General features: G+C 35.0%; 21 protein-coding genes. 10 read left to right on the top strand and 11 right to left on the bottom strand.

Annotated elements, in window-relative coordinates; genetic code table 11:
- Nucleotide 1: 1 nt before the first annotated feature.
- Genes J4050_RS14400 through rimK form a run of 3 tightly spaced genes read right to left on the bottom strand, consistent with a single transcriptional unit; the run spans nt 2 to nt 2,431 of the window.
- On the bottom strand, nt 2–565 hold the full coding sequence (locus J4050_RS14400; RefSeq protein WP_208155299.1) for a 5-formyltetrahydrofolate cyclo-ligase: 564 nt from the start codon (nt 563–565) through the stop codon (nt 2–4).
- Nucleotides 562–1,530: a succinylglutamate desuccinylase/aspartoacylase family protein gene (locus J4050_RS14395; RefSeq protein ID WP_208155298.1), complete on the bottom strand. Its 969-nt coding sequence runs from the start codon at nt 1,528–1,530 to the stop codon at nt 562–564. The genes J4050_RS14400 and J4050_RS14395 overlap by 4 nt, the downstream gene beginning before the upstream one ends.
- Before the next feature lie 25 nt (nt 1,531–1,555).
- Complete coding sequence (gene rimK, locus J4050_RS14390) at nt 1,556–2,431, bottom strand: 30S ribosomal protein S6--L-glutamate ligase (protein WP_208155297.1); 876 nt, start codon at nt 2,429–2,431, stop codon at nt 1,556–1,558.
- A 144-nt stretch (nt 2,432–2,575) separates the two neighbouring features.
- On the opposite strand from rimK, the gene uvrC reads away from it, so the two are divergent.
- The 8 genes from uvrC to pgi all read left to right on the top strand — a co-directional run bounded on the left by uvrC (nt 2,576) and on the right by pgi (nt 14,213).
- Entirely contained in the window at nt 2,576–4,369 is a 1,794-nt protein-coding gene (gene uvrC / locus J4050_RS14385; RefSeq protein ID WP_208155296.1) for an excinuclease ABC subunit UvrC, read from the top strand.
- A gap of 1 nt (nt 4,370) precedes the next feature.
- Entirely contained in the window at nt 4,371–6,635 is a 2,265-nt protein-coding gene (locus J4050_RS14380) for a patatin-like phospholipase family protein (protein ID WP_243878651.1), read from the top strand.
- Between the two features lie 224 nt (nt 6,636–6,859).
- Nucleotides 6,860–8,017 (top strand): homogentisate 1,2-dioxygenase, encoded by a 1,158-nt coding sequence (locus J4050_RS14375; RefSeq protein WP_208155295.1) that lies wholly within the window; start codon nt 6,860–6,862, stop codon nt 8,015–8,017.
- 74 nt (nt 8,018–8,091) lie between these two features.
- Nucleotides 8,092–9,252 (top strand): 4-hydroxyphenylpyruvate dioxygenase, encoded by a 1,161-nt coding sequence (gene hppD, locus J4050_RS14370; protein WP_208155294.1) that lies wholly within the window; start codon nt 8,092–8,094, stop codon nt 9,250–9,252.
- 280 nt (nt 9,253–9,532) lie between these two features.
- A complete protein-coding gene (locus J4050_RS14365) occupies nt 9,533–10,315 on the top strand; it encodes a DUF3108 domain-containing protein (protein ID WP_208155293.1) in 783 nt (260 codons plus the stop codon).
- 3 nt (nt 10,316–10,318) lie between these two features.
- Nucleotides 10,319–11,251 (top strand): tryptophan 2,3-dioxygenase family protein, encoded by a 933-nt coding sequence (locus J4050_RS14360; protein ID WP_208155292.1) that lies wholly within the window; start codon nt 10,319–10,321, stop codon nt 11,249–11,251.
- A gap of 15 nt (nt 11,252–11,266) precedes the next feature.
- Nucleotides 11,267–12,565, top strand: a complete 1,299-nt coding sequence (locus tag J4050_RS14355; RefSeq protein ID WP_208155291.1) for a peptidoglycan DD-metalloendopeptidase family protein — start codon at nt 11,267–11,269, stop codon at nt 12,563–12,565.
- A gap of 4 nt (nt 12,566–12,569) precedes the next feature.
- A complete protein-coding gene (pgi, locus tag J4050_RS14350; protein ID WP_208155290.1) occupies nt 12,570–14,213 on the top strand; it encodes a glucose-6-phosphate isomerase in 1,644 nt (547 codons plus the stop codon).
- A gap of 12 nt (nt 14,214–14,225) precedes the next feature.
- On the opposite strand, the gene gldD is transcribed toward pgi, so the two are convergent.
- From gldD to mutY, 4 genes are all read right to left on the bottom strand, one after another.
- Nucleotides 14,226–14,801 carry a gliding motility lipoprotein GldD gene (gene gldD / locus J4050_RS14345; RefSeq protein WP_208155289.1) on the bottom strand — a complete coding sequence of 192 codons (576 nt, stop codon included), beginning with the start codon at nt 14,799–14,801 and terminating at the stop codon, nt 14,226–14,228.
- Nucleotides 14,798–16,117, bottom strand: coding sequence for a gliding motility-associated protein GldE (locus J4050_RS14340; protein WP_243878653.1), 1,320 nt, complete (start codon nt 16,115–16,117; stop codon nt 14,798–14,800). Before J4050_RS14340 ends, gldD begins: the two co-directional genes overlap by 4 nt.
- Before the next feature lie 19 nt (nt 16,118–16,136).
- On the bottom strand, nt 16,137–16,589 hold the full coding sequence (locus J4050_RS14335; protein WP_208155287.1) for a single-stranded DNA-binding protein: 453 nt from the start codon (nt 16,587–16,589) through the stop codon (nt 16,137–16,139).
- A gap of 70 nt (nt 16,590–16,659) precedes the next feature.
- On the bottom strand, nt 16,660–17,712 hold the full coding sequence (gene mutY / locus J4050_RS14330) for an A/G-specific adenine glycosylase (protein ID WP_208155286.1): 1,053 nt from the start codon (nt 17,710–17,712) through the stop codon (nt 16,660–16,662).
- Nucleotides 17,713–17,846: 134 nt separating this feature from the next.
- On the opposite strand from mutY, the gene J4050_RS14325 reads away from it, so the two are divergent.
- A complete protein-coding gene (locus J4050_RS14325; protein ID WP_076619727.1) occupies nt 17,847–18,137 on the top strand; it encodes an HU family DNA-binding protein in 291 nt (96 codons plus the stop codon).
- Nucleotides 18,138–18,443: 306 nt separating this feature from the next.
- Complete coding sequence (locus J4050_RS14320) at nt 18,444–19,988, top strand: Rne/Rng family ribonuclease (RefSeq protein WP_208155285.1); 1,545 nt, start codon at nt 18,444–18,446, stop codon at nt 19,986–19,988.
- Here J4050_RS14320 and J4050_RS14315 read toward each other — a convergent pair.
- From J4050_RS14315 to J4050_RS14300, 4 genes are all read right to left on the bottom strand, one after another.
- Nucleotides 19,940–20,527: a hypothetical protein gene (locus J4050_RS14315; protein WP_208155284.1), complete on the bottom strand. Its 588-nt coding sequence runs from the start codon at nt 20,525–20,527 to the stop codon at nt 19,940–19,942. The genes J4050_RS14320 and J4050_RS14315 overlap by 49 nt on opposite strands.
- A 15-nt stretch (nt 20,528–20,542) precedes the next feature.
- On the bottom strand, nt 20,543–20,989 hold the full coding sequence (locus J4050_RS14310) for a hypothetical protein (RefSeq protein ID WP_208155283.1): 447 nt from the start codon (nt 20,987–20,989) through the stop codon (nt 20,543–20,545).
- A 21-nt stretch (nt 20,990–21,010) separates the two neighbouring features.
- Nucleotides 21,011–21,424, bottom strand: a complete 414-nt coding sequence (locus J4050_RS14305; protein WP_208155282.1) for a hypothetical protein — start codon at nt 21,422–21,424, stop codon at nt 21,011–21,013.
- Nucleotides 21,425–22,062, bottom strand: a 638-nt coding sequence (locus tag J4050_RS14300; RefSeq protein WP_438874720.1) for a DUF6973 domain-containing protein, incomplete at its 5' end; no start/stop codon positions are given.

Genomic DNA, 22,062 nt, shown 5'->3' with positions numbered 1-22,062 from the left:
TCTAGTATCTGTAGATACGATTAGGCGTCACACAATAATCTAAACTAATATCATCTTCTGAAGTTTCAAAACTCTCAGTTTCAGCTTTAAAAAAAGACAGTCCAATTTTTAATGTATTTGGATTGCATTCACTTAAAAACCGATCATAAAAGCCTTTGCCGTAACCAATACGATTTCCTATTGTATCAAAAGCCAAAAGAGGAATAAAAACTACATCTAACTGAGAGGTTGCTATCTCTATGCCACTAACAGGTTCTGGAATCCTGAAGCTGTTTTTCTTAATGGTTGTATTATCCGTCAAGAGATAGTGCTTCATGCTGTAGTTTTCAAAATTGCTTTTTGAGATAACCACATTTTTGTCCTTTCCCGCCAAAATATTGAGGATATATTCGGTATTAATTTCATGCTGTTCTTCAATTGGTAAGAACAGATGGTAGAATTCAAAATTCCAAATATCTAATTGTAATAATTGGTTGGCAATGGCGAGACTATAATCTTCAATCTGCTTTATGTTTAAAGATTTACGAAGGGCTTTATATGTCTTTCTGAGTTCTGGTTTTTTCAAGATTCAATCTTTGTAGAAATATGAAATATGGCATCCCCTTGATAAATTATTGGAGATTCATTTACATTAAAAATATAGCCGTCATTAGGTGCTTTTACAAAATGGTTAAAACTTCCGTAAGGATCAGTTATATGTCCTAAGACATCACCTCTTTTTACAAGAGAATTAACCAAAACTTTAGCTTTAAACATACCAGAATGATTTGCTCTAATCCATTTGCTGTCTATAATCCTTATACCAGAATTCTTGGGTTTAGAGACCTTAAATTTACTTGTGAGCATACCTAAATGTTCTAGAATGCGTTTGGTGCCATTGACGCCTGTATTTGTAATTGTCTTGTTAATATGAAAAGATTTGCCGCCTTCAAAAAGCAACATTGGTATACCCAGTTTATAGCAAGAACTGCGGAAAGATTTGTTTAAGTTTTTAGAATAATAGGTAAAGGGAGCACCAAATACTTCGGCTAGCTCTTCAAGGATCACTTCGTTTTTAGCTATCCGAATCTGCGCTGAATTAAACCTATCGGCTCCGCCTGTATGAAAGTCTAATATCAAGTCCACGTGTGGCACAATTTCATTCATCAATTTATGTGCAACTCTACTCGCCAAAGACCCTGTTTTACTTCCGGGAAAAACACGATTAAGGTCTCTTCCATCAGGGAACTCTCTATCTAAATGTATAAAGCCAAATACATTAATTACCGGAATACAGATTATGGTTCCTTTTTTAGGTCTGTTAATTCCTTTTGCTATGATTTGGCGAACGATTTCTACACCATTGACTTCATCGCCATGAATACCAGCTGTTATTAAAACTGTTGGACCTGGGTTTTTTGATCGCTCTATAATAACAGGGACATCAATTCTGTTTTGGGTGTGTAGTTTAGCGACATTAAAACTGACCTTAGCACTTTGTCCTAGTTCTACCGCTTCTCCCAATATGTGTAACACTTCTTTTTCACTCATATCATTTCTTGTGAAAATGAGAATCTTATTTTTTGTTTCGTTCTATAAATGTAATTATGGCTCTTGCAATATTTTTTTTAGTGGCACCTTCAATACCTTCTAATCCAGGGGTAGAATTAACTTCCATTATTAATGGACCACGTTTGGATTGAAGCATATCTACACCACAAACAGGTAATTTTAAGGCCCTAGAGGCTTTTATGGCCAATTTTAGTTCATCTTCAGAAAGGCGTATGTAATTTGCACTACCTCCGCGATGGAGATTGGATCTAAATTCGCCTTCGCGTCCTTGACGTTTCATAGCGCCAACGACCTGGCCATCTACAATTAGAGCTCTTAAATCAGAGCCTTTGGCTTCTTCAATATACTCTTGGACCAACGCCCTGGCTTGTAGTCCATTAAAGGCTTCAAGTACCGATTCTGCCGCATTTTTAGATTCTGCCAAGACCACACCAAGTCCTTGTGTGCCTTCAAGTAATTTTATTATAACAGGAGGGCCACCAACATGAGCGAGAACTTCTTCAACATCCCGTGAATAATTAGTAAAAACTGTTTTGGGCATACCCACACCAGCTTTAGAAAGTCTTTGGAAACTTCTCAATTTATCTCTACTTCGTATTATGGAATCTGAGGTAACGGTTGTAAATACATTCATCATTTCAAACTGTCTTACTACAGCACAGCCAAAAAACGTTACAGAAGCACCAATACGAGGTATAATGGCATCAACATAATTAAGATATCTATCTTTATAATAAATGGTCGGTTTTTCTTTCTCTATTATAATATCACACTTAAGTGGATCAATAACCTCGACCTCGTGGCCTCGATTTTCAGCCTCTTCAATAAGACGTCTAGTAGAATAAAGGTTTTCGTTACGAGAAAGTATAACAATATTCATATAAGTTGTTTAAAGCTCCTAAAGTTAATAAGTATTTAGAGTTAGCCAATATATAATACTTGTATTTAGCTTCTATGCCTGTTAAGCAAGAAGTTTACCATTTTTTAATCTATCTCTAAAACACTTTTATTTACCTTTGAATTAATGTCAGAAACTACTCTAGATATACAGATTAAGACCTTACCGCATCAGCCAGGAGTGTATCAATATTTTGACGCAGATAACAGGTTAATTTATGTGGGAAAGGCCAAGGATATAAAGAAGAGAGTAAGTAGTTATTTTACCAAGCATCATAGTTACGGTAAAACACGCGTATTGGTAAAAAATATAAACGCCATTAAGCATATTGTTGTTGAGACGGAAAATGATGCCTTGCTTCTTGAAAACAATCTTATAAAGAAGTATCAGCCCAAGTATAATGTAATGCTCAAGGATGATAAATCTTATCCTTGGATATGTGTCAAGAACGAACGTTTTCCTAGAGTTTTCCCTACACGCAGGGTCATAAAAGATGGGTCTGAGTATTTTGGACCCTACACAAGTATGAAAACGGTTAAGACCCTTTTAGGACTTATAAAGGGCCTCTATCAGTTGCGTACATGTAATTACGATTTATCTGAAGAGAAAATCAATAATGGAAAATACAAAGTTTGCTTAGAGTATCACTTAGATAATTGTAAAGGGGCTTGCGAGGGTTTAGAAACAGAAGAGGAGTACCATTCCAACATTAAGGCCATACGAGAAATTCTCAAAGGAAATTTTAAAGATTCCCTACAGCAATTTAGAAAGCAAATGAAGACCTATGCTGCAAATATGCAGTTTGAAGATGCTCAAAAAATAAAGGAAAAACTTGAAGTTTTAGAAAACTACCAAGCTAAATCCACAATTGTAAATCCCAAAATTAGTAATGTCGACGTGTTTTCTATTGTAAGCGATGAGACTTACGCCTATATTAATTTCTTGCAGTTAAGTTATGGTTCTATTATAAGGTCGCACACCCTTGAAATAAAAAAGAGATTACAAGAATCCGATAAACAACTTCTAGAATTAGCTATAACCGAAATAAGGCAGCGGTTTAACTCCAATTCTAAAGAAATCTATGTCCCATTTAAAGTAGATTTGGGAGAAGAAGTAAAGGTTAGTGTTCCGAAGTTAGGTGATAAAAAAAGCATAGTGGATTTATCTAAACGCAATGCGAAGTATTACCGAATGGACAAGCTAAAACAAATAAAAATTGTTGATCCAGATAGGCATGCCAACCGCATTATGGCACAAATGAAGGCCGATTTGCGACTAAGCGAAGAACCAAGGCATATAGAATGTTTCGATAACTCTAATATACAAGGGACAAATCCTGTAGCGGCTTGTGTGGTTTTTAAAAACGGAAAGCCAAGCAAAAAGGACTACAGGCATTTTAATATAAAGACTGTAGAAGGACCAGATGACTTCGCCTCCATGGAAGAAGTTGTTTTTAGACGATATAGACGTCTTTTGGAAGAAGATAAATCCTTACCTCAGTTAATTATTATAGATGGAGGCAAAGGACAATTATCTTCCGCATTAAAAAGTTTAGACCTGTTAGGGCTACGCGGAAAAATAGCCATAATCGGAATTGCAAAGCGCTTAGAAGAATTATTTTATCCAGATGATCCTATTCCATTATATTTAGACAAAAAAAGTGAGACCCTTAAAATAATCCAGCAATTACGAAATGAAGCCCACAGATTTGGTATAGAACATCACAGAAATAAACGAAGTAAAAGTGCATTGACAACAGAATTAGAAAATATTAATGGCGTAGGTGAACAAACCATAATTGATTTAATGAAGCACTTTAAAACCGTTAAACGAATTGCCAATGCCAAATTAGATGAGTTAGAACCTATTGTTGGTACTTCTAGAGCAAATAAAATTTACAATTACTATCACAAAGAATAACTTGAACGTCCTTCACAAATATCAGATATCCGTAAAGAGCTTACAGTTTTTAATCACCTTATTTGCTATAGTTTTATTTTCTAACGGTAGTTTTTCCCAAGATTCTAATGAACCAAAAATAGGGCTCGTTTTAAGTGGAGGAGGAGCTAAGGGTTTTGCCCATATTGGAGCCTTAAAAGTTATAGATAGCCTAGGTATTAAGATAGACTATGTTGCCGGAACAAGTATGGGAGCAATAATAGGTTCATTATATGCCTCAGGATATTCCGGTAAACAACTTGAGTATTTTTTCAATAGTCAAGATTTTGATTTACTTATTAATGATAAGTTTGAACGCTCGGCACAGTCTTTTTTTGAGCGAGAAGGTGCTGCAAAATATGCTGTTTCCCTGCCTTTTGAAAAATTTAAAATTACATTACCATCAGCACTTTCAAGAGGTCAGAACGTCTATAACCTACTGTACCAGTTGATGCTGCCTGTTAGCCATATAGATGATTTTGAAAATTTGCCCATACCTTTCTTTTGTATAGCCACCAACATAGAAACTGGAGAATCTATTGTTATGGATAAAGGCAATTTGGCTGAAGCCGTTACCGCTAGTGGTGCATTACCGTCCTTATTTCAGCCTGTAGTTATTGGAGATAAAATATTAGTGGATGGAGGTGTAACGAATAATTTTCCGGTAGAAGAACTCCGGTCTAAAGGAATGGATATTATTATTGGTGTGGATGTGCAAGATGATTTACGAGATAGGGAATCTCTAGAGTCAGCAATTGAGATTTTAGCTCAAATCAATAATTTCCGTACTGTGAATGCTATGAAGGATAAGGCCCCTTTAACAGATATTTACATTAAACCAGACATCAAAAATTATTCGGTGATTTCCTTTAGCGAAGGCCAAGATATTATTGCAAATGGAGAAGCAGCGGCACGTGCAAAAGTTACTGAATTAGCAACCATGGTAAAAAGGCAATCTAAAGAAAAGAAGACTGCGATTATAGTGCCGCCAGATAGTATTACGGTTAAATCTATTGAGCTTACCGGAAATGAAAAATATACAAGATCTTATCTTTTAGGAAAACTGAAATTGCGAGGAGGGGAAAGAATTTCTTATAATAGGTTTAGACGTGGAATCAACAATTTGGTTGCTACTAATAATTTTGACACATTTAGATATCGATTAGAGTCTTCAGAGATACAAGGAGAATATGGTTTAAAAGGCCAAATTAGGGAATCTCAAACAACCACGTTTTTAAAATTAGGCGTGCACTATGATGATCTTTATAAAAGTGCTGTTTTAGCCAACATCACTAAGAAGCGGCTATTATTTAATAATGATATTGCTTCTTTAGATTTAATTTTAGGAGATAATTCAAGATATAATTTTGATTATTTTATTGATAAAGGATTTTATATCAGTTTAGGTTTTAATTCGCGCTACAATCAATTTAGTAAAAATGTAAATCCAAATTTAGCCCTTGAAGCGACTTCACCCTTTTTATCTGGCTTAAATAAGATTGATGTTCAACTTCAGGATTTCACAAATCAACTTTATCTGCAAACTTTATTCAGAAAAGATTTTTCATTACGCCTAGGTGGTGAGCATAAGCTATTAAAAATAACATCTGAAACCTTGATTTCCTCAAGCCAAAATGATGACTTTATTTTTGAAAATACCGATTACTATAGCGTTTTTGGAAGTCTTGATTTTGACTCATACAGCGACCCCTATTTTCCCAAAAATGGAGCTTATTTTAGGGGTGATTTCCATTGGTATGTTGCGGCATCAGGCTTTAATGAGGGTTTTAAACCTTTCTCTATTGCTAAGGCAGATATGGGTTATGCCTTTAGCTTTAGCGACAGATTAGCCTTTAGAGCAGAAACAAGTGGTGGCTTTAAACTTGGGGATAATTCAACGACCACACTCGGATTTGCACTTGGTGGCTATGCCAAAAACTTTATCAATAATTTTAGCTCTTTCTATGGCTATGATTTTATTGATATCACTGGAGATAGTTTTGTTAAGGCCATGTTTGCCTTTGATTATGAGTGGTTGAATAATCATCACATCATTTTTGCAGCAAATTATGCCAATGTAGAAGACCGTCTATTTGATACTGGTAATTGGCTGTCCTCACCAGATTTTACGGGTTATGCCCTAGGCTATTCTCTAGAGACCTTTTTAGGCCCTCTAGAAGCGCGTTACACATACTCACCAGAAACAGGTGAAGATTATTGGTTTTTTAATTTAGGGTTTTGGTTTTAGTTTTATTTTTTGTGTAATAACTAAATTTGCAATATTTTTAAGTCATGATTTTATTCTGGGAAAATCTAAAACTTCATTTGCATTTCCTTATCAAAAGGAATCCAGAATAAATACGCATTTTTTGTACCTTTAAATCATATTGAATTAGCTACTCTAAACCGAGCATAGTCTTAGCTCAGAAAAAGAGTCCATTTTTAATATTCAACTCTTAAACATATCAAAATATGCCATTCTATCATAAGTTAGGAAAAATCCCACCGAAACGTCACACACAGTTTAAAAAACCAGATGGTAGTTTTTATTATGAACAACTATTTGGCACTATTGGTTTCGACGGTATGTCAACCAATAGCTACCACGAGCAGCGGCCAACACAGGTCAAAGCCATAAAAAAGCAATATAGTGTTGCTCCAAAAATTGCTAAGACGAATAATATGCAATCTTATCGGTTTAGAGGTTTTCAGGTTAAACCAGAAAAGGACTATTTAGACAGCAGAAAAATGGTTCTAACCAATAGTGACTGCAATATTATCCTTGCGGCACCTCAAACATCAACCAAGGACTATTTTTATAAAAACACCGATGCAGATGAACTCATATTTATTCATAAAGGAACAGGTAAACTACGCACCATGTTGGGTAACCTAGATTTTAAATATGGCGATTATCTATTAGTTCCGAGAGGGATTATTTATAAACTCGATTTTGATACTGAAGACAATAGACTATTTATCGTAGAATCCTATCGACCAATTTATACACCTAAGCGCTATAGAAACTGGTTTGGGCAGTTGTTAGAGCACTCACCTTTTTGTGAGCGCGATCTAAGGCAACCTCAGGAATTGGAAACCTATAATGAATCAGGTGATTTTTTGATTAAAATTAAAAAACAGGATGAAATCATTGAGATGGTCTATGCCTCACATCCTTTTGATGTGGTAGGGTACGATGGTTACAATTATCCTTACGCATTTTCCATTCATGATTTTGAACCTATAACTGGTCGTATCCATCAGCCACCTCCAGTGCATCAAACCTTTGAAACCGATGCCTTCGTGGTCTGTAGTTTTGTTCCAAGATTATATGATTACCATCCATTGAGTGTGCCAGCACCTTACAATCATAGTAATATAGATAGTGACGAAGTGTTATATTATGTAGATGGTGATTTTATGAGTAGAAATGATATCGATGCAGGCCATATATCCTTGCATCCAGCAGGGATACCACATGGACCACATCCTGGTGCTATGGAGCGCAGTATTGGTAAAATAAAAACCGATGAATTGGCGGTTATGGTAGATACCTTTAAGCCACTTAAAGTCACCGAAGAAGCATTGAAAATTGCTGATGAGGATTATTTTAAATCCTGGTTAGAATAAAAGAACGTATAAATAAATTACTAAATCAATTAATTGGAATATCTAGCAGAGGTATTTCTCATAAAAATTAAATAATGGCTAAAGAAGTAAAAAGTGTAGACTATGGTCTAGAGAAAATATTTGAAGGGGCTCAAGATTTTTTGCCACTTTTAGGAACAGATTATGTAGAGTTTTATGTGGGTAATGCTAAGCAGTCAGCGCACTTCTATAAAACGGCTTTTGGATTCCAATCTTTCGCCTACAAAGGCTTGGAAACGGGCTCGAGAGATCATGTAAGCTATGTTTTAAAACAAGACAAAATAAGATTGGTTTTAACCACACCGTTAAATAGTAAGTCGCCTATAAATGACCATATCGTGAAGCATGGTGATGGTGTCAAAGTCATTGCACTTTGGGTAGACGATGCACGTAAGTCTTACGAAGAAACTATTAAGCGCGGTGCAAAATCCTATATGGAGCCTGTGGTGGAGACCGATGAACATGGAGAAGTTGTGAGAGCAGGTATCTATACCTATGGAGAAACCGTTCATATGTTTGTGGAGCGCAAAAATTACAAGGGTGTTTTTATGCCTGGTTTTGTGGAGTGGAGGAGTGATTACAATCCAGAACCCGTTGGTCTAAAATACATAGACCATATGGTAGGAAATGTAGGTTGGGGTGAAATGAACCAATGGGTTAAATGGTACGAAGATGTCATGGGCTTTGTAAACTTTCTGTCATTTGATGATAAACAAATACATACGGAGTATTCTGCCTTAATGAGTAAGGTAATGAGCAATGGTAACGGACGTATTAAATTTCCGATTAATGAACCAGCCGAAGCGGCAAAAAAATCGCAAATAGAGGAGTATTTAGATTTTTATGAAGGTTCTGGGGTGCAACATTTGGCAGTTGCGACAGATGATATAATAAAAACAGTTGCGCAATTAAAGGCAAGAGGTGTTGAATTTTTACCACCACCTCCACAGAGTTATTATGATATGATTCCTGAGCGTTTGGGTGTACACATGGAAATGATGAAAGAAGATATCAAAGAGCTTCAAAAGTTATCCATTTTAGTAGATGCAGATGAGGAAGGCTATCTGTTGCAGATATTCACAAAACCTGTGGAAGATCGACCTACCTTATTTTTTGAAATTATTCAACGCATGGGAGCTCAAGGATTTGGAGCCGGTAACTTTAAAGCACTTTTTGAATCAATAGAACGTGAACAGGCCAAAAGAGGAACCTTATAAAAGAGAAAGCGCGTCTAACTCCCTACTGATAAACGCGCTGTAAACCAACTCTAAGAAATCTAATTGTTGATTTCTGGGTTGTCCCTTTACAGTACATCGTAGAAGTTTAAAAATGTGAGCATAAATCGAAAAAAATTTAAAATTAACTAATCATTTTGGATTGTAATTCAATGATTTAATACATTTGGAATAGTAATTGCAAAAGGTCTTATTGTAACAATTTTAATTACAAATTCGTTTGTAAATAAATAGAAAGGTTTAAAATGCAATTATGAATGTTATGAAAGGACTATTAACGGTTTTATTATTGCTCTCTGGACTACAATCTGCAGATTTAAAAAAAGAGTCTGCATTCAAAGAAGGCGAGTGGTTTAAGTTTGAGATGAGCTACAGTGGTTTTCTCAAAGCAGGAGAGGGCACGTTAACTTTAAAGGATACCATATTAAACGGAAAACCCGTTCACCATGTTATTGGTAAAGGATGGACCACTGGAGCAATTAGCTGGTTTTTTAAAGTTGAAGATCGCTACGAGAGTTATTTTGATAAAGATACTAATGTGCCATACAAGTTTATTAGAAAGGTAGATGAAGGTGGGCATACTAAGGATATCGAAATTGACTTTAAGCAAGAGGAGCAGACCGCTATAGTTAATAACAAAAAATACAATAAAGTAACAACAGTATCCACAGAACAAGATGTCCAAGATATGGTATCTGCTTTCTATTATTTGAGAAACAACTACGATACAAATAAAATTAGAAGAGGTGATATAGTATCACTTAATATGTTTTTTGACGAGGAAAACTATGGTTTTAGGCTTAAGTATTTAGGTCGGCAAACCATTAAAACACAATTCGGAAGGGTAAAAACGCTCAAATTTAGACCTTATGTCTTAGCCGGCCGTGTATTCAAAGAAGAAGAGAGTTTAACACTTTGGGTTAGTGCCGATGAAAATAAAATACCATTAAAAATAAAAGCGGATTTAGCCGTTGGATCCTTGCGAGCAGATTTGGTCGCATTTAAAGGTTTAAAGCACTCTTTCCAAGTAGAATTCGATAATTAATTTATGCCAGACCAGCCTAACTTCGATTATATTTTAAAAGAACTTCAAGAGAAGTATTCATTAATAGATCAGGATACGGATGACCATTTATACGGCTTGCTATATAGCAAGCCGATTACATATTGGGATTATATTCAAACCGATGCGTTGTTAAATCTTCAAATACAAAGGACCAACTTACCTGATGAGATGGTTTTTATAGCCTATCATCAAATTAATGAGCTCATCTTTAAAATGATTCTATGGGAAATAGAACAAGTAGCTGAACGAGAGAATTTAGATGTTACTTTTTTTGAAAGTAAAATAATGCGGGTCAGCCGTTACTTTGATATGCTCACAACATCCTTTAACATTATGAGAGAAGGAATGGAGGTAGAGCAATACATGAAATTTAGATATACCTTAACACCAGCTAGTGGTTTTCAGAGTGCACAGTATAGGTTTATTGAATTCGCATCTACTAGACTTATTAATCTCATTGATTATAGATTTAGGGAAAATATTGATAGAGACACACCATTTACTCACGCGTTTGAGCATCTGTATTGGCAGGCGGCTGGAAAAGACCATAAAACTGGTAAAAAATCTACCCTTTTGGTTAATTTTGAAAAGCGCTATAAAGATGAGTTCTTGAGGTTCATGGAAAAATATAACACTAAAAATCTATGGACGAGATTTAATGAGTTGCCCGAAGAAGACAGAGCGGATGAAGACCTGGTTAAGGCCATGCGCCATTACGATTATACAGTAAATGTAACTTGGGTAATGGCCCATTATAATGCCGCTAGACATTATATTGAAAGTGGTATCGGTGACGGAGAGGCAACAGGTGGTAGCGACTGGAAAAAATATATGCATCCAAAATATCAGAGGCGGATTTTCTTCCCTGAATTATGGACGGAAGAAGAACTTAAAAATTGGGGAAATAATATATAATTAGCTTATAAACTAATGCAGTTAAAACGATTAATAGCACTAACCGTAATCGCAGCAAGTTTTTTTGGTTGTAAAAACAATCAAAAACAAGATGTTTCTGTAGAAAAGAAAAAACTTGCTGAGGTCGTAAAAAAAGACAATATTGAATTTGGTTTCAACCTCAACAATTATGTGGTTAAGAGAGATACTATAAAAAAGGGCGATAGTTTTGGTGAAATTCTAGAGCGCAATAAAATTGGCTATCCTAAAATATTTCAAATCGCCGAAAAGGCTAAAGACACCTTTGATATTGCAAGGAGGTTAGTTCCTGGTAAGCCTTATACGCTATTATGCTCAAAGGATAGTTTAGAAATTCCAACAGCATTTATTTATCAACCCAATGTTGAAGAATATGTAGTTATTAATTTTAAGGATTCTATACAAGCTTACACAAGCAAAAAACCCATAAAGTATATAGAAAAAACTGCTACAGGAATAATTGAAAGTTCAATATCAGAAACCATAGAAGAAATGGGTCTCAGTCAGGTTTTGGTTAATAAACTGGCTGATGATATTTATGCATGGACTATAGATTTTAGACGTTTACAAAAAGGTGATCGTTTTAAAGTGATTTATACAGATAAATACATAGATGACACCCTATATGCAGGCGTACACAATGTAAAAGCAGCTTACTTTGAACACAACGGAGATTCACTTTATGCATTTCAGTTTGAAACAGATTCTATAAAAGGTATTAAGGATTATTTTAACGAAGATGCAAAAAATCTGCGCCGTGCGTTTTTAAAAATGCCAGTGAAGTTTGGTAGACTATCATCGCGTTACAATCTAAAAAGACGCATAGCGTACTATGGTTATAAAGTAAGGCCTCACAAAGGAACAGACTTTGCTGCTCCTGTTGGAACACCAATTATGGCTACAGCTAACGGAACGGTTATAGAATCTACAAGAAAAGGTGGAAATGGAAAGTATGTAAAGATTAGGCATAATGCCACCTACACTACTCAATATCTTCATATGAGCAAGCGTCTTGTTAAAAAAGGGCAATTTGTTAAGCAAGGAGATATTATAGGGAAAGTCGGTATGACTGGTAATACTGGTGGGCCACACGTCTGTTACAGATTCTGGAAAAATGGTAGGCAAGTCGATCCGTTCAGGGAAAAACTCCCAGAAGCAGAACCAATTTCCGAAAGATTGAAGTTGAGATATTTAGAGTATATCAAACCTATTAAAAAGCGTCTTGATGATATCTATTTCCTTGAGGCAGAGCCAAAAAATCCTGAGAATACCATAACCGAAGACCCAATTTCATAGAAGAATGGCATTAAGAAACACCAACCCAACTGAAACAAAGGCATGGCAAGAGCTTGCATCTCACTATAACCATCTAAATTCTAAACATTTAAAAGAGCTTTTCTCTGAAGATGAAAACAGAGCAAATCAGCTTACTATTAATTGGGAAGATTTTTATGTAGATTTTTCAAAGAACCGCATAACAAAAAACACATTAAATCTACTGATTAAGTTAGCACAGGAGGTCAATTTAGAAGATGCTATCTCAAAATATTTTGGTGGTGATATCATCAATGAAACTGAAGGTAGGGCAGTATTGCACACGGCTTTGAGAGCCGATAATACAGAAACGGTTTTAGTAAATGACGAAAATGTGGTTCCTGGTATTTACCAAGTTAGAGAGAAAATCAAGCTTTTTACGGACGCCATAGTTTCAGGTACACACAAGGGATTTACCGGTAAGTCTATTACCGATATAGTTAATATAGGAATTGGTGGTTCTGATCTTGGACCTGCTATGGTAGTAGATACACTACAGTTTTATAAGAATCACTTAACAACCCATTTTGTAAGTAATGTTGATGGCGACCATTACAATGAGGTTATTAAGAATTTAAATCCAGAGACCACCTTATTTGTAATAGTTTCAAAAACATTTACCACTCAAGAAACCCTTTCAAATGCCAACTCAATCAGGCGTTGGTTTTTAGAATCCTTACCAAAGGAAGCCATTTCTAAGCATTTTGTTGCGGTATCTACAAATATTGATAGTGTAAAAGAATTTGGAATAGACGCCTCTAATATTTTCCCAATGAAGGATTGGGTTGGAGGTCGTTTCTCATTGTGGAGTGCGGTAGGGCTATCAATCAGTTTAGCCTTAGGCTATGAGAATTTTGAAAATCTGCTCAATGGCGCTCAAAAGATGGACAAGCATTTTAAAACAACAGATTTTAGCGAAAATATTCCGGTAATTGCAGGGTTATTGACAGTGTGGTACAATAACTTTTTTAATGCCGAAAGTGAGGCTATTATTCCTTATACCCAATATCTCAATCAATTTGCAACGTATCTGCAGCAAGGCATCATGGAAAGCAATGGTAAGAGTGTAGACCGTCACGGGAATAGGGTTAACTATCAAACGGGTACTATTATTTGGGGTGAACCTGGAACCAATTCGCAGCATGCTTTTTTTCAGTTGATACATCAAGGAACAAAGTTGATTCCTACAGATTTTATCGGCTTTGTAAAATCATTACATGGCGATAAAGACCACCACGATAAATTGATGTCAAATTATTTTGCACAAACTGAAGCTTTAATGAACGGAAAATCAGAAGATGAGGTTCTGGCAGAGTTAAATTCTGGAAATTTATCAGAAGAGGAGAAGACAAAGTTATTGCCATTTAAAATATTCGAAGGAAACAAACCAACGACGTCTATTTTAATAGATAAGTTAACACCAGAAAGCTTAGGTAAGCTCATTGCCATGTATGAGCACAAAATATTTGTCCAAGGCATAATTTGGAACATTTACAGTTATGATCAATTTGGTGTAGAATTAGGGAAACAGCTAGCAAAATCTATTCTTAAAGAACTCAAATCAGATTCTAAATTAGAGCATGATGGGTCTACAAATAATCTATTAGAGTTTTATAGGCAAAATAAGTAGTGTTTAAAGCTTTTAGTTATTCTTCCATCTAATACTCTCCATAAGATGTTTTATGTCCTTTTTTAGATATTCCGAAGCCGGATAAATGGAGTCATAATTAGGTTTAGTATAAAAATAAAGGGAACCGCTTAAAAAGTGATTGGTACTGTCTGTGACGTAGAATTGGGATTGTGATGCTGCGTCACCACCAACTTCGTAAAACATACCGTAAACGTTATGTTCCCCATTCAAAAATTCTTTTTGTTTAATTTCGTCCGCTTTTATTGTGTGTTTTTGTGTTAGGGTTTGTGCGTCTCTTAATAAACTATTGAGATTAGTAGAATTAACCTCCTTGTAAGTGAGATATATGGTAGCTTTTAAGCTTGGATAAGAAATGTCTATCCCTTTAGTTAAACCAGAAATATTTATGGAATCTATAGGCTTGGCTAGTATGTTCTTATCAAAAACAAAAGGTAAAGGACTATTTACCAATTTGTATTTGGCTTTAGGATATTCTAGTCTTAAATAAGCTTGGGGTTTAGGCAGAGGGTTATCGCCGCAACTGAGGTATAAAAAACAAAAAATTAATATAATAATACTGTTTTTCATTCAGGGTGGTTTAATAGGGTAAATTTAATTTGTTTAATGCGTTTTCGCTCTAAGGCCTCAATAGTAAAAACGTAATTTCTGAAGTTTATTTTACTTCCAATACGAGGAAACCCACCAGAAATCTCTAAAACGAAACCAGCCAAGGTTTCGGCCTCACCCTTTTTAGCTTCAAATTCTTCAATCTCGTCGTCTAACCCAACTATCTTATATACATCTTTTAAAGGCGTTTTTCCTTCAAAACTATAGTTCTGGTCATCAATTTTGGTGAAAATAAGGTCGTCATCGTCGTATTCATCACTAATATCGCCAACGATTTCTTCAATGATATCTTCTAAGGACACAAGTCCAGAGGTCCCTCCGTATTCATCTACTACAACCGCCAGATGTACTTTTTTGTTCTGGAACTCAACCATTAAATCATCTAACTTTTTGTTTTCTGGCACAAAGAAAGGTTCTCGCAGTAGTGTAGTCCAATCAAAATCTTTTTTATCTAAATGTGGTAATAGGTCTTTTACGTACAAAACGCCTTTAATGGTATCAATGCTCTCCTCATAAACAGGGATACGTGAGTAGCCATTATCTATAATATCGGCTATAATGCTTTTAAAAGATGTCTCAATATCTAAGGCAAATAAGTCCATCCTAGGGCGCATTACTTGCTTAGTGTCTGTGTTACCAAATGATACAATACCCTGGAGGAGTTTTTGTTCTTCTTGTGTAGTATCCTCACTACTGGTTAATTCTAAGGCCTGGGATAGTTGGTCAACGCTGAGATTAGACCGTTTTTTACCTAAGGTATCTTGAATTTTTAACGTTACATAGCGCATTGGTAGACTTAAAGGTGAGAATAGGATATCCAATACCTTTAATGGCCTAGCCATAAAACTAGAAAACTTAATGCTATTGCGGCTTGCATAGATTTTAGGGATGATTTCACCGAACAGCAAAATTAAAAACGTAGCAGACACCACCTCGAGTAAAAATCGAGCTAAGGTATTTGAAATATTATGAAACAACGTTTCGCCAATAAAAGCAAATAGAAGTACTATGGCTATATTTATAAAGTTGTTGGCTACCAGAATCGTTGCCAGCAATTTTTTAGGTTTCTTGAGCAAGTCTGCAATAATCTTCATTGGTACAGACTTGTTATCTAAACCTTCATCAATATTGGCTTTTGTTAGAGAAAACAAGGCGACCTCTGCTCCAGAGATTAGACCAGAACATACTAACAAGACTATAAGCAAGGCAATACTTGTAATGAAGGACGTATCCGTTACAACTATATTTAAAATAAAAACCGAGGGTTCTGGGTCCAAAATAGGGTTAGTTAAATACTTAGAATGGTAAATCATCACCATCACCATCTGGCACTATGCTGTTTGGTGCTTGCTGCGGTGGCTCTGATGCAGCAGGACTTGGATTGTTGCTAGGCTGTGATTGTTGAGTTTCGTTTTTGTTAGAAAGAAAGGTGAAGTCGGTACACTGAATTTCGGTAGAGTAACGTTCCATTCCTTTATCGTCTGTCCATTTTCTGGTTTTTATTCTGCCTTCTATGTAGACCTTATCTCCCTTGCTTAAGTATTTTTCACAAATTTCAGCAGCTTTATTGCGTACAACAATATTGTGCCATTCTGTATTGGAGACACGTTCGTTAGTAGTTTTATTTGTATAGGTTTCGTTTGTAGCTAAAGGGAAGCGTCCAACACAATTCTTATCATCGAAATAATGCATCTTTACTTCATCTCCTAAATGCCCAATTAGCATTACCTTATTCAAAGTTCCTGACATAGTTTTATAATTTAGCCTGTAAAATTACTGAATTGATTATCTATTATTAAAAATACTAATTTTTTTATTCTTAGATAGACTCAAAATTGAACTCCTCAATAAAATCTCCGATAAGAACTGGTACTGGATATTTGTTGATATCCTTTAGTGCAACCTTGTTTTTAGGCAGTGTTTTCTTTACCTCAACAATCCAAAATTTTGTATGTAAATGCTGATGCGATAACTTATGGACTTTGTCTGCCTCATTGTAAAGGGTGTAATCAAACGGCACATTCTTTAAGACACGTGCTTCAAAACCTAACAATTCAAATTCTTCAGCATCCAAACTCTTATCACTTTCAATTAAAGGGAATTGGTATAGATTTTGCCAAATGCCTTTGCCTTGTCGTTTTTCAAATAAAATATTTTGGTCTTGATCCACACAAACCATATAATTAAAAAACTTTTTGGTAACCTTAGTTTTTTTAAGCTTTACAGGGAGTTGGTTGATTTTGTTTTGTTGAAGCGCTACACAACCATCTTGTAAAGGGCATACTAAACAGCAGGGTGCTTTGGGTTTGCACTGAAGGGCTCCAAACTCCATAATAGCTTGGTTGTAACTAGCAGGCTGTTTTTTATCAATTAACCGTTGGGCAAGGGTTTTAAATGCTTTTATACCTTCCGTAGAATTAATAGCTGTGTCTAAACCAAAATATCGAGACAGAACTCTGTAGACATTGCCATCTACAACTGCTTCAGGTTCATTAAATGCAATTGAGGCAATGGCACTGGCCGTGTAATCACCTACGCCTTTAAGTTTTTTAATATCCTCGTAGGTTTTTGGGAATTCCCCATTTAATGTATACGCTATGTGCTTAGCTGAGGCGTGCAAATTCCTTGCTCTAGAGTAATAACCTAAGCCTTGCCATAACTTTAAAACAGTTTCTTCGCTAGCTTCAGCGAGGTCAAAAACGGTTGGAAATTCCTTAACAAATGCATTATAATAAGGTAATCCTTGCTTAACTTGAGTTTGCTGTAAAATAATTTCCGAAAGCCAAATAAAATATGGGTTTTTGGTTTCTCTCCAAGGGAGTTTTCTCTTATTAGCTGAATACCAGTTAATTAGTTCAGTACTAAAATCCATAGTTTTTTATCGAAGACCAAGCAAAAGTAAATCTTTATCGTGTTAAATTTTAATTAATTACGCTTTAAATATTGAAATTAAATTACATATATTTGCATCCCTTAGAATTTATAGTAACCCTAAAACTAATAACAATGACAAAAGCTGATTTAGTAGCCAAAATATCTGATAAGCTAGGAATGGAAAAAGGAGATGTTCAGGCTACAGTAGAAACCTTTATGGAAGAAGTAAAATCCTCTTTAGAGAGTGGAGATAACGTATATTTAAGAGGTTTCGGAAGTTTTATAATTAAAACAAGAGCTGAGAAAACAGGTCGTAATATTTCTAAAAATACAACGATTAAAATTCCAGCACACAACATACCTGCATTTAAACCTGCTAAAGTGTTCTTAGAAGGCGTAAAATCTAATGTTGAAGTAAACTAAACGCATTAAAACAATATTAATTAAAAGCATTATTAATTATGCCAAGTGGTAAAAAAAGAAAAAGACACAAGGTAGCGACGCATAAGCGTAAAAAACGTAGACGCGCTAATCGTCACAAAAAGAAATAAATTGCAAAAAGTAGTTGTAGAACTACTTTTTTCAGTTTTAAAACAAAACGTTCTTTGATATAGAATTTAAGTGGTATTAATAGAGTGCCCTTAAATTTGTTGGATATTACATCCTGTGTCAAATAATTTAGTAAAATCCATCTACCTCATAGTTTTGAGTTAGATATAAATTAACATTATGAACAAAGAATTAATCGTAAGATCGAGTTCAGATATTGTTGATTTTGCCTTATTAAAAGATGGAAAACTTATTGAATTACATAAAGATGAAGAGGATAATAATTTTGCGGTAGGTGATATTTTTATTGCCAAAATCCGTAAAGTTATGCCTGGTCTAAATGCCGCATTTGTCAATGTTGGCTACGAGAAAGATGGTTTTTTACACTATCATGATCTTGGACCACAATTACCTTCACTTTTAAAATTCATTAAACGTGTAAGCACAGGGAAATTAAGAGATTACTCACTTAAAGACTTTCCTTTAGAAAAAGATTTAGACAAGCATGGCAAGATTGTCGATGCTTTAAAATCCAATCAGTCTATTTTAGTACAAGTTGTTAAAGAGCCTATTTCTACTAAAGGTCCTCGCATTAGTTCAGAATTATCAATTGCTGGACGCTACATAGTGTTGGTTCCTTTTTCTAACCGAATTTCAATTTCGCAAAAAATTGAATCGCAAGAAGAGAAAGACCGCTTAAAACGACTCGTAAAGAGTATAACACCAAAAGGTTTTGGCGTTATCATCCGTACTGTTGCCGAAGGAAAGAAAGTCGCTGATCTCGACAATGATTTGCAAACATTGCTGGGCAAATGGACAGCAATGTGCAAGAAGCTGTATAAAGCACATCACCCTACAAAAGTGTTAGGGGAAATGAATAAAGCATCCTCGATTTTAAGGGATATTTTTAATGATTCGTTTTCTGGTATTGTTGTAGATGATGAGGCCTTATACCTTCAAGTAAAAGATTACGTGCAACAAATTGCACCGAAAAAAGAGTCTATTGTAAAGCATTACAAAAACGGAGTGCCAATTTTTGAAAAATTTGGGATAGAACGCCAAATAAAAACAACGTTTGGTAGAACCGTATCCATGGCAAAAGGCGCCTATTTGGTTGTAGAACATACCGAAGCTATGCATGTTATTGATGTTAATAGCGGTAACCGTTCTAATAAAGAAAAAAACCAAGAGGACACAGCACTAGAGGTTAATCTTATCTCAGCCTCTGAGATAGCGCGTCAATTACGATTGCGTGATATGGGAGGCATTATAGTGATTGACTTTATAGATATGGGCAGGGCCGAAAACCGTAAAAAGCTTTACAATCATCTTAGAGACGAGATGAAAGACGACAAAGCAAAACACAAAATATTGCCGCCGAGTAAGTTTGGTTTAGTGCAAATAACCAGACAGCGCGTTAGGCCAGAACGCAATATTAAAACTAAGGAACAGAATCCAAATTTAGTAGGAGGCGATGAAATCGAAGCACCGATTAAGGTAGTAGAGCGCATTGGCCAAGACCTGGAGCGCATTCTTAAAAAAGACTATACTAAGATAACCTTAAATGCGCATCCTTTTATAGCAGCCTTTCTAACCAAAGGGTTTCCATCAGTACGTTCAAAGTGGTTTTTTGAACACAAAAAATGGGTAAAAGTTTTACCTAGAGATGCTTACACTTATCTTGAATACCATTTCTTTGACAAAGATGGTAACAAAATCAAATAATATCTATTAACAAAAACCCCTTCCAGAATTTGGAAGGGGTTTTTTGCTTCATTTACGTTCCTAAAATTCAACCTCATGGGCTGTATAGTAAAGGCTACTATCCGTATTCTCTCCAATATCAATAATAAAGACTTTTTTAGCACCTTGCAATATATCTCTGAAGTTATTAACGGGACCTTTAAAAAATCTTCGTAAAGGATAGAATTGATTTTATTATTTATTTTTAAAATTGAATCTTTCTCATGACGTGTTTCATCGTGCACAAAGGTCATTACACAATATTTTTCTTTAGTGTTGCCCTTTAGTAACTTATTCAATTTCCCCGATTCGTCAACAACTAAAGTGTAGGGAAGAATTTCTCCTTCAGTTTTTATTACGGTAAAACTTATTGAATCTTCATAAGAACCAATATTCGAACGTACTATCTCATTCAAAGATGAATCAAACATTAAATAAATAGCATAATCTGCTCTGACCTGTCCATTAATTACATTGAAAAATATAACATGAATAATCAATAAAAACTGAATTTTTCTCATAAAATAAAGCTCTGTTTAAAAGTAAGGGAGTTTAATAGTCAAATTTTGAGATTCAACCCTTTCCCTTATTTTAACTTTGTGATTTATAATAACGTCAAAACAGTTGTCTTTGTTATTGTCAATTATCTTTTCAATTTTAGGATAATTGTAACGGTCTGTAATGTATAGCTTACCATCAATTTCTGGATTTTCATCTAGACTAGAGACGGCGAAGTAGTAAAATTCCATTTTATCATCTCCATCATTAAATTCAATTTCTTCCATTGAGGATATTTTGTAACCCTTTATGAAAAAGCGCTCCAGTTTATCTTTATGAAGAAAGCTATTATTAATGTTAAATAATGTAGATTTTAGTTCTTTGTTATCAACCATTTTTAAACTTGAAAAATCTGTAATTGAATTCTGGCAATTAATAATTAGAATACTTATTGAGCTAAATAAAATTGCTGCTAAAAATTTCATATTAAGTAATAATATATTCAACTAGTTGAATAAGATATAGTTGTTTTGCTCTTTACGAATTCTTAATTTCTCTTTCTCAAATATTTTTCGAACTGGACCTAAAGATAAATTCACTTCAGTTATTTTTACAGACTTTTTACCACGTAGAAAAACGAGTAAATTATATGAATCACTGTATTCAATGCCATTTCTTGAGATATTTGATAAATTTAAGTCAAACAGTTTCTCTGTATCCTCAACAATTGTATAAGGCCCCAGAATTATGACGCTATCCCATTCAAAACTGCTAAGGGTCGATAGATCAAATACCATATCTTCTCGATTTATTTCATCCATGATCCTTTCTTCTATGGTTTGATCAGGCTTTAGTTGAAATATGCTTTCACAAGAAAGAAAGAAAAGAATTAAAGCCGAGGAAATAATAATTTTTTTCATCTATTCGTTAGTTGGTGTTAAAACGGATGAGAAAGTTGCCCTACAACTTCCATCTTGGTTATTTAGGTATCTTAAATCTCCATTATCAAAGGCGGTTTGAATCGTTTGGCGGGCTAATAAGAGGTTGTCTATGCCATTTTCGACAAAACTTCTACCTATGTTATTGTTATATAGGTCCATCTCTACTTCTTTACCATGAAAGGCGTACTGAAATGAAATATTCTCATGTCGCGTTGTTAATTCACTTGTTAAATATACACCAATACGTATTGAGCTGAGAATGTTCCAGTATGCGTGTCTAAATGCGTCTCCTTTGCCGTTATATCTTTCGCAAAATGTTTCAAACAACTCATTAGAAATTCTTTTAGCTTCTTCTGCACTTACCAAATAGCCTAGTTGTTGATTGGTAGATAATGTATCAAAAAATGCCAATTCATCTGAAGACATATCATCTCTATAATTTTGTTCATTTTCAATTACATAAAGAATAATTTCTACATCTGAATTAAGCCCTTCCACAATGGCATCTATTGCTGGAAGAGCAAACCCTTGCGCCTCTTGGCTACACTGGTTATCATTTAGGTAATTGGCAATAATCTCACTCTCCACCCTATTGAGCGCGTAGACCAAATTGGGGT

It is taken from the genome of Winogradskyella pelagia (genome assembly GCF_017581965.1).
GTDB lineage: Bacteria > Bacteroidota > Bacteroidia > Flavobacteriales > Flavobacteriaceae > Winogradskyella > Winogradskyella pelagia.
This window is presented reverse-complemented; position numbering and strand designations above follow the sequence as displayed.

Bases quoted from the DNA above. Each gene is read 5' to 3' on its own strand.
- J4050_RS14395 (WP_208155298.1), bottom strand. From the start codon at position 1,530: ATGAGTGAAAAAGAAGTGTTACACATATTGGGAGAAGCGGTAGAACTA.
- rimK (WP_208155297.1), bottom strand. From the start codon at position 2,431: ATGAATATTGTTATACTTTCTCGTAACGAAAACCTTTATTCTACTAGA.
- uvrC (WP_208155296.1), top strand. From the start codon at position 2,576: ATGTCAGAAACTACTCTAGATATACAGATTAAGACCTTACCGCATCAG.
- J4050_RS14375 (WP_208155295.1), top strand. From the start codon at position 6,860: ATGCCATTCTATCATAAGTTAGGAAAAATCCCACCGAAACGTCACACA.
- hppD (WP_208155294.1), top strand. From the start codon at position 8,092: ATGGCTAAAGAAGTAAAAAGTGTAGACTATGGTCTAGAGAAAATATTT.
- J4050_RS14365 (WP_208155293.1), top strand. From the start codon at position 9,533: ATGAAAGGACTATTAACGGTTTTATTATTGCTCTCTGGACTACAATCT.
- J4050_RS14360 (WP_208155292.1), top strand. From the start codon at position 10,319: ATGCCAGACCAGCCTAACTTCGATTATATTTTAAAAGAACTTCAAGAG.
- J4050_RS14355 (WP_208155291.1), top strand. From the start codon at position 11,267: ATGCAGTTAAAACGATTAATAGCACTAACCGTAATCGCAGCAAGTTTT.
- pgi (WP_208155290.1), top strand. From the start codon at position 12,570: ATGGCATTAAGAAACACCAACCCAACTGAAACAAAGGCATGGCAAGAG.
- gldD (WP_208155289.1), bottom strand. From the start codon at position 14,801: ATGAAAAACAGTATTATTATATTAATTTTTTGTTTTTTATACCTCAGT.
- J4050_RS14335 (WP_208155287.1), bottom strand. From the start codon at position 16,589: ATGTCAGGAACTTTGAATAAGGTAATGCTAATTGGGCATTTAGGAGAT.
- mutY (WP_208155286.1), bottom strand. From the start codon at position 17,712: ATGGATTTTAGTACTGAACTAATTAACTGGTATTCAGCTAATAAGAGA.
- J4050_RS14325 (WP_076619727.1), top strand. From the start codon at position 17,847: ATGACAAAAGCTGATTTAGTAGCCAAAATATCTGATAAGCTAGGAATG.
- J4050_RS14320 (WP_208155285.1), top strand. From the start codon at position 18,444: ATGAACAAAGAATTAATCGTAAGATCGAGTTCAGATATTGTTGATTTT.
- J4050_RS14315 (WP_208155284.1), bottom strand. From the start codon at position 20,527: ATGAGAAAAATTCAGTTTTTATTGATTATTCATGTTATATTTTTCAAT.
- J4050_RS14310 (WP_208155283.1), bottom strand. From the start codon at position 20,989: ATGAAATTTTTAGCAGCAATTTTATTTAGCTCAATAAGTATTCTAATT.
- J4050_RS14305 (WP_208155282.1), bottom strand. From the start codon at position 21,424: ATGAAAAAAATTATTATTTCCTCGGCTTTAATTCTTTTCTTTCTTTCT.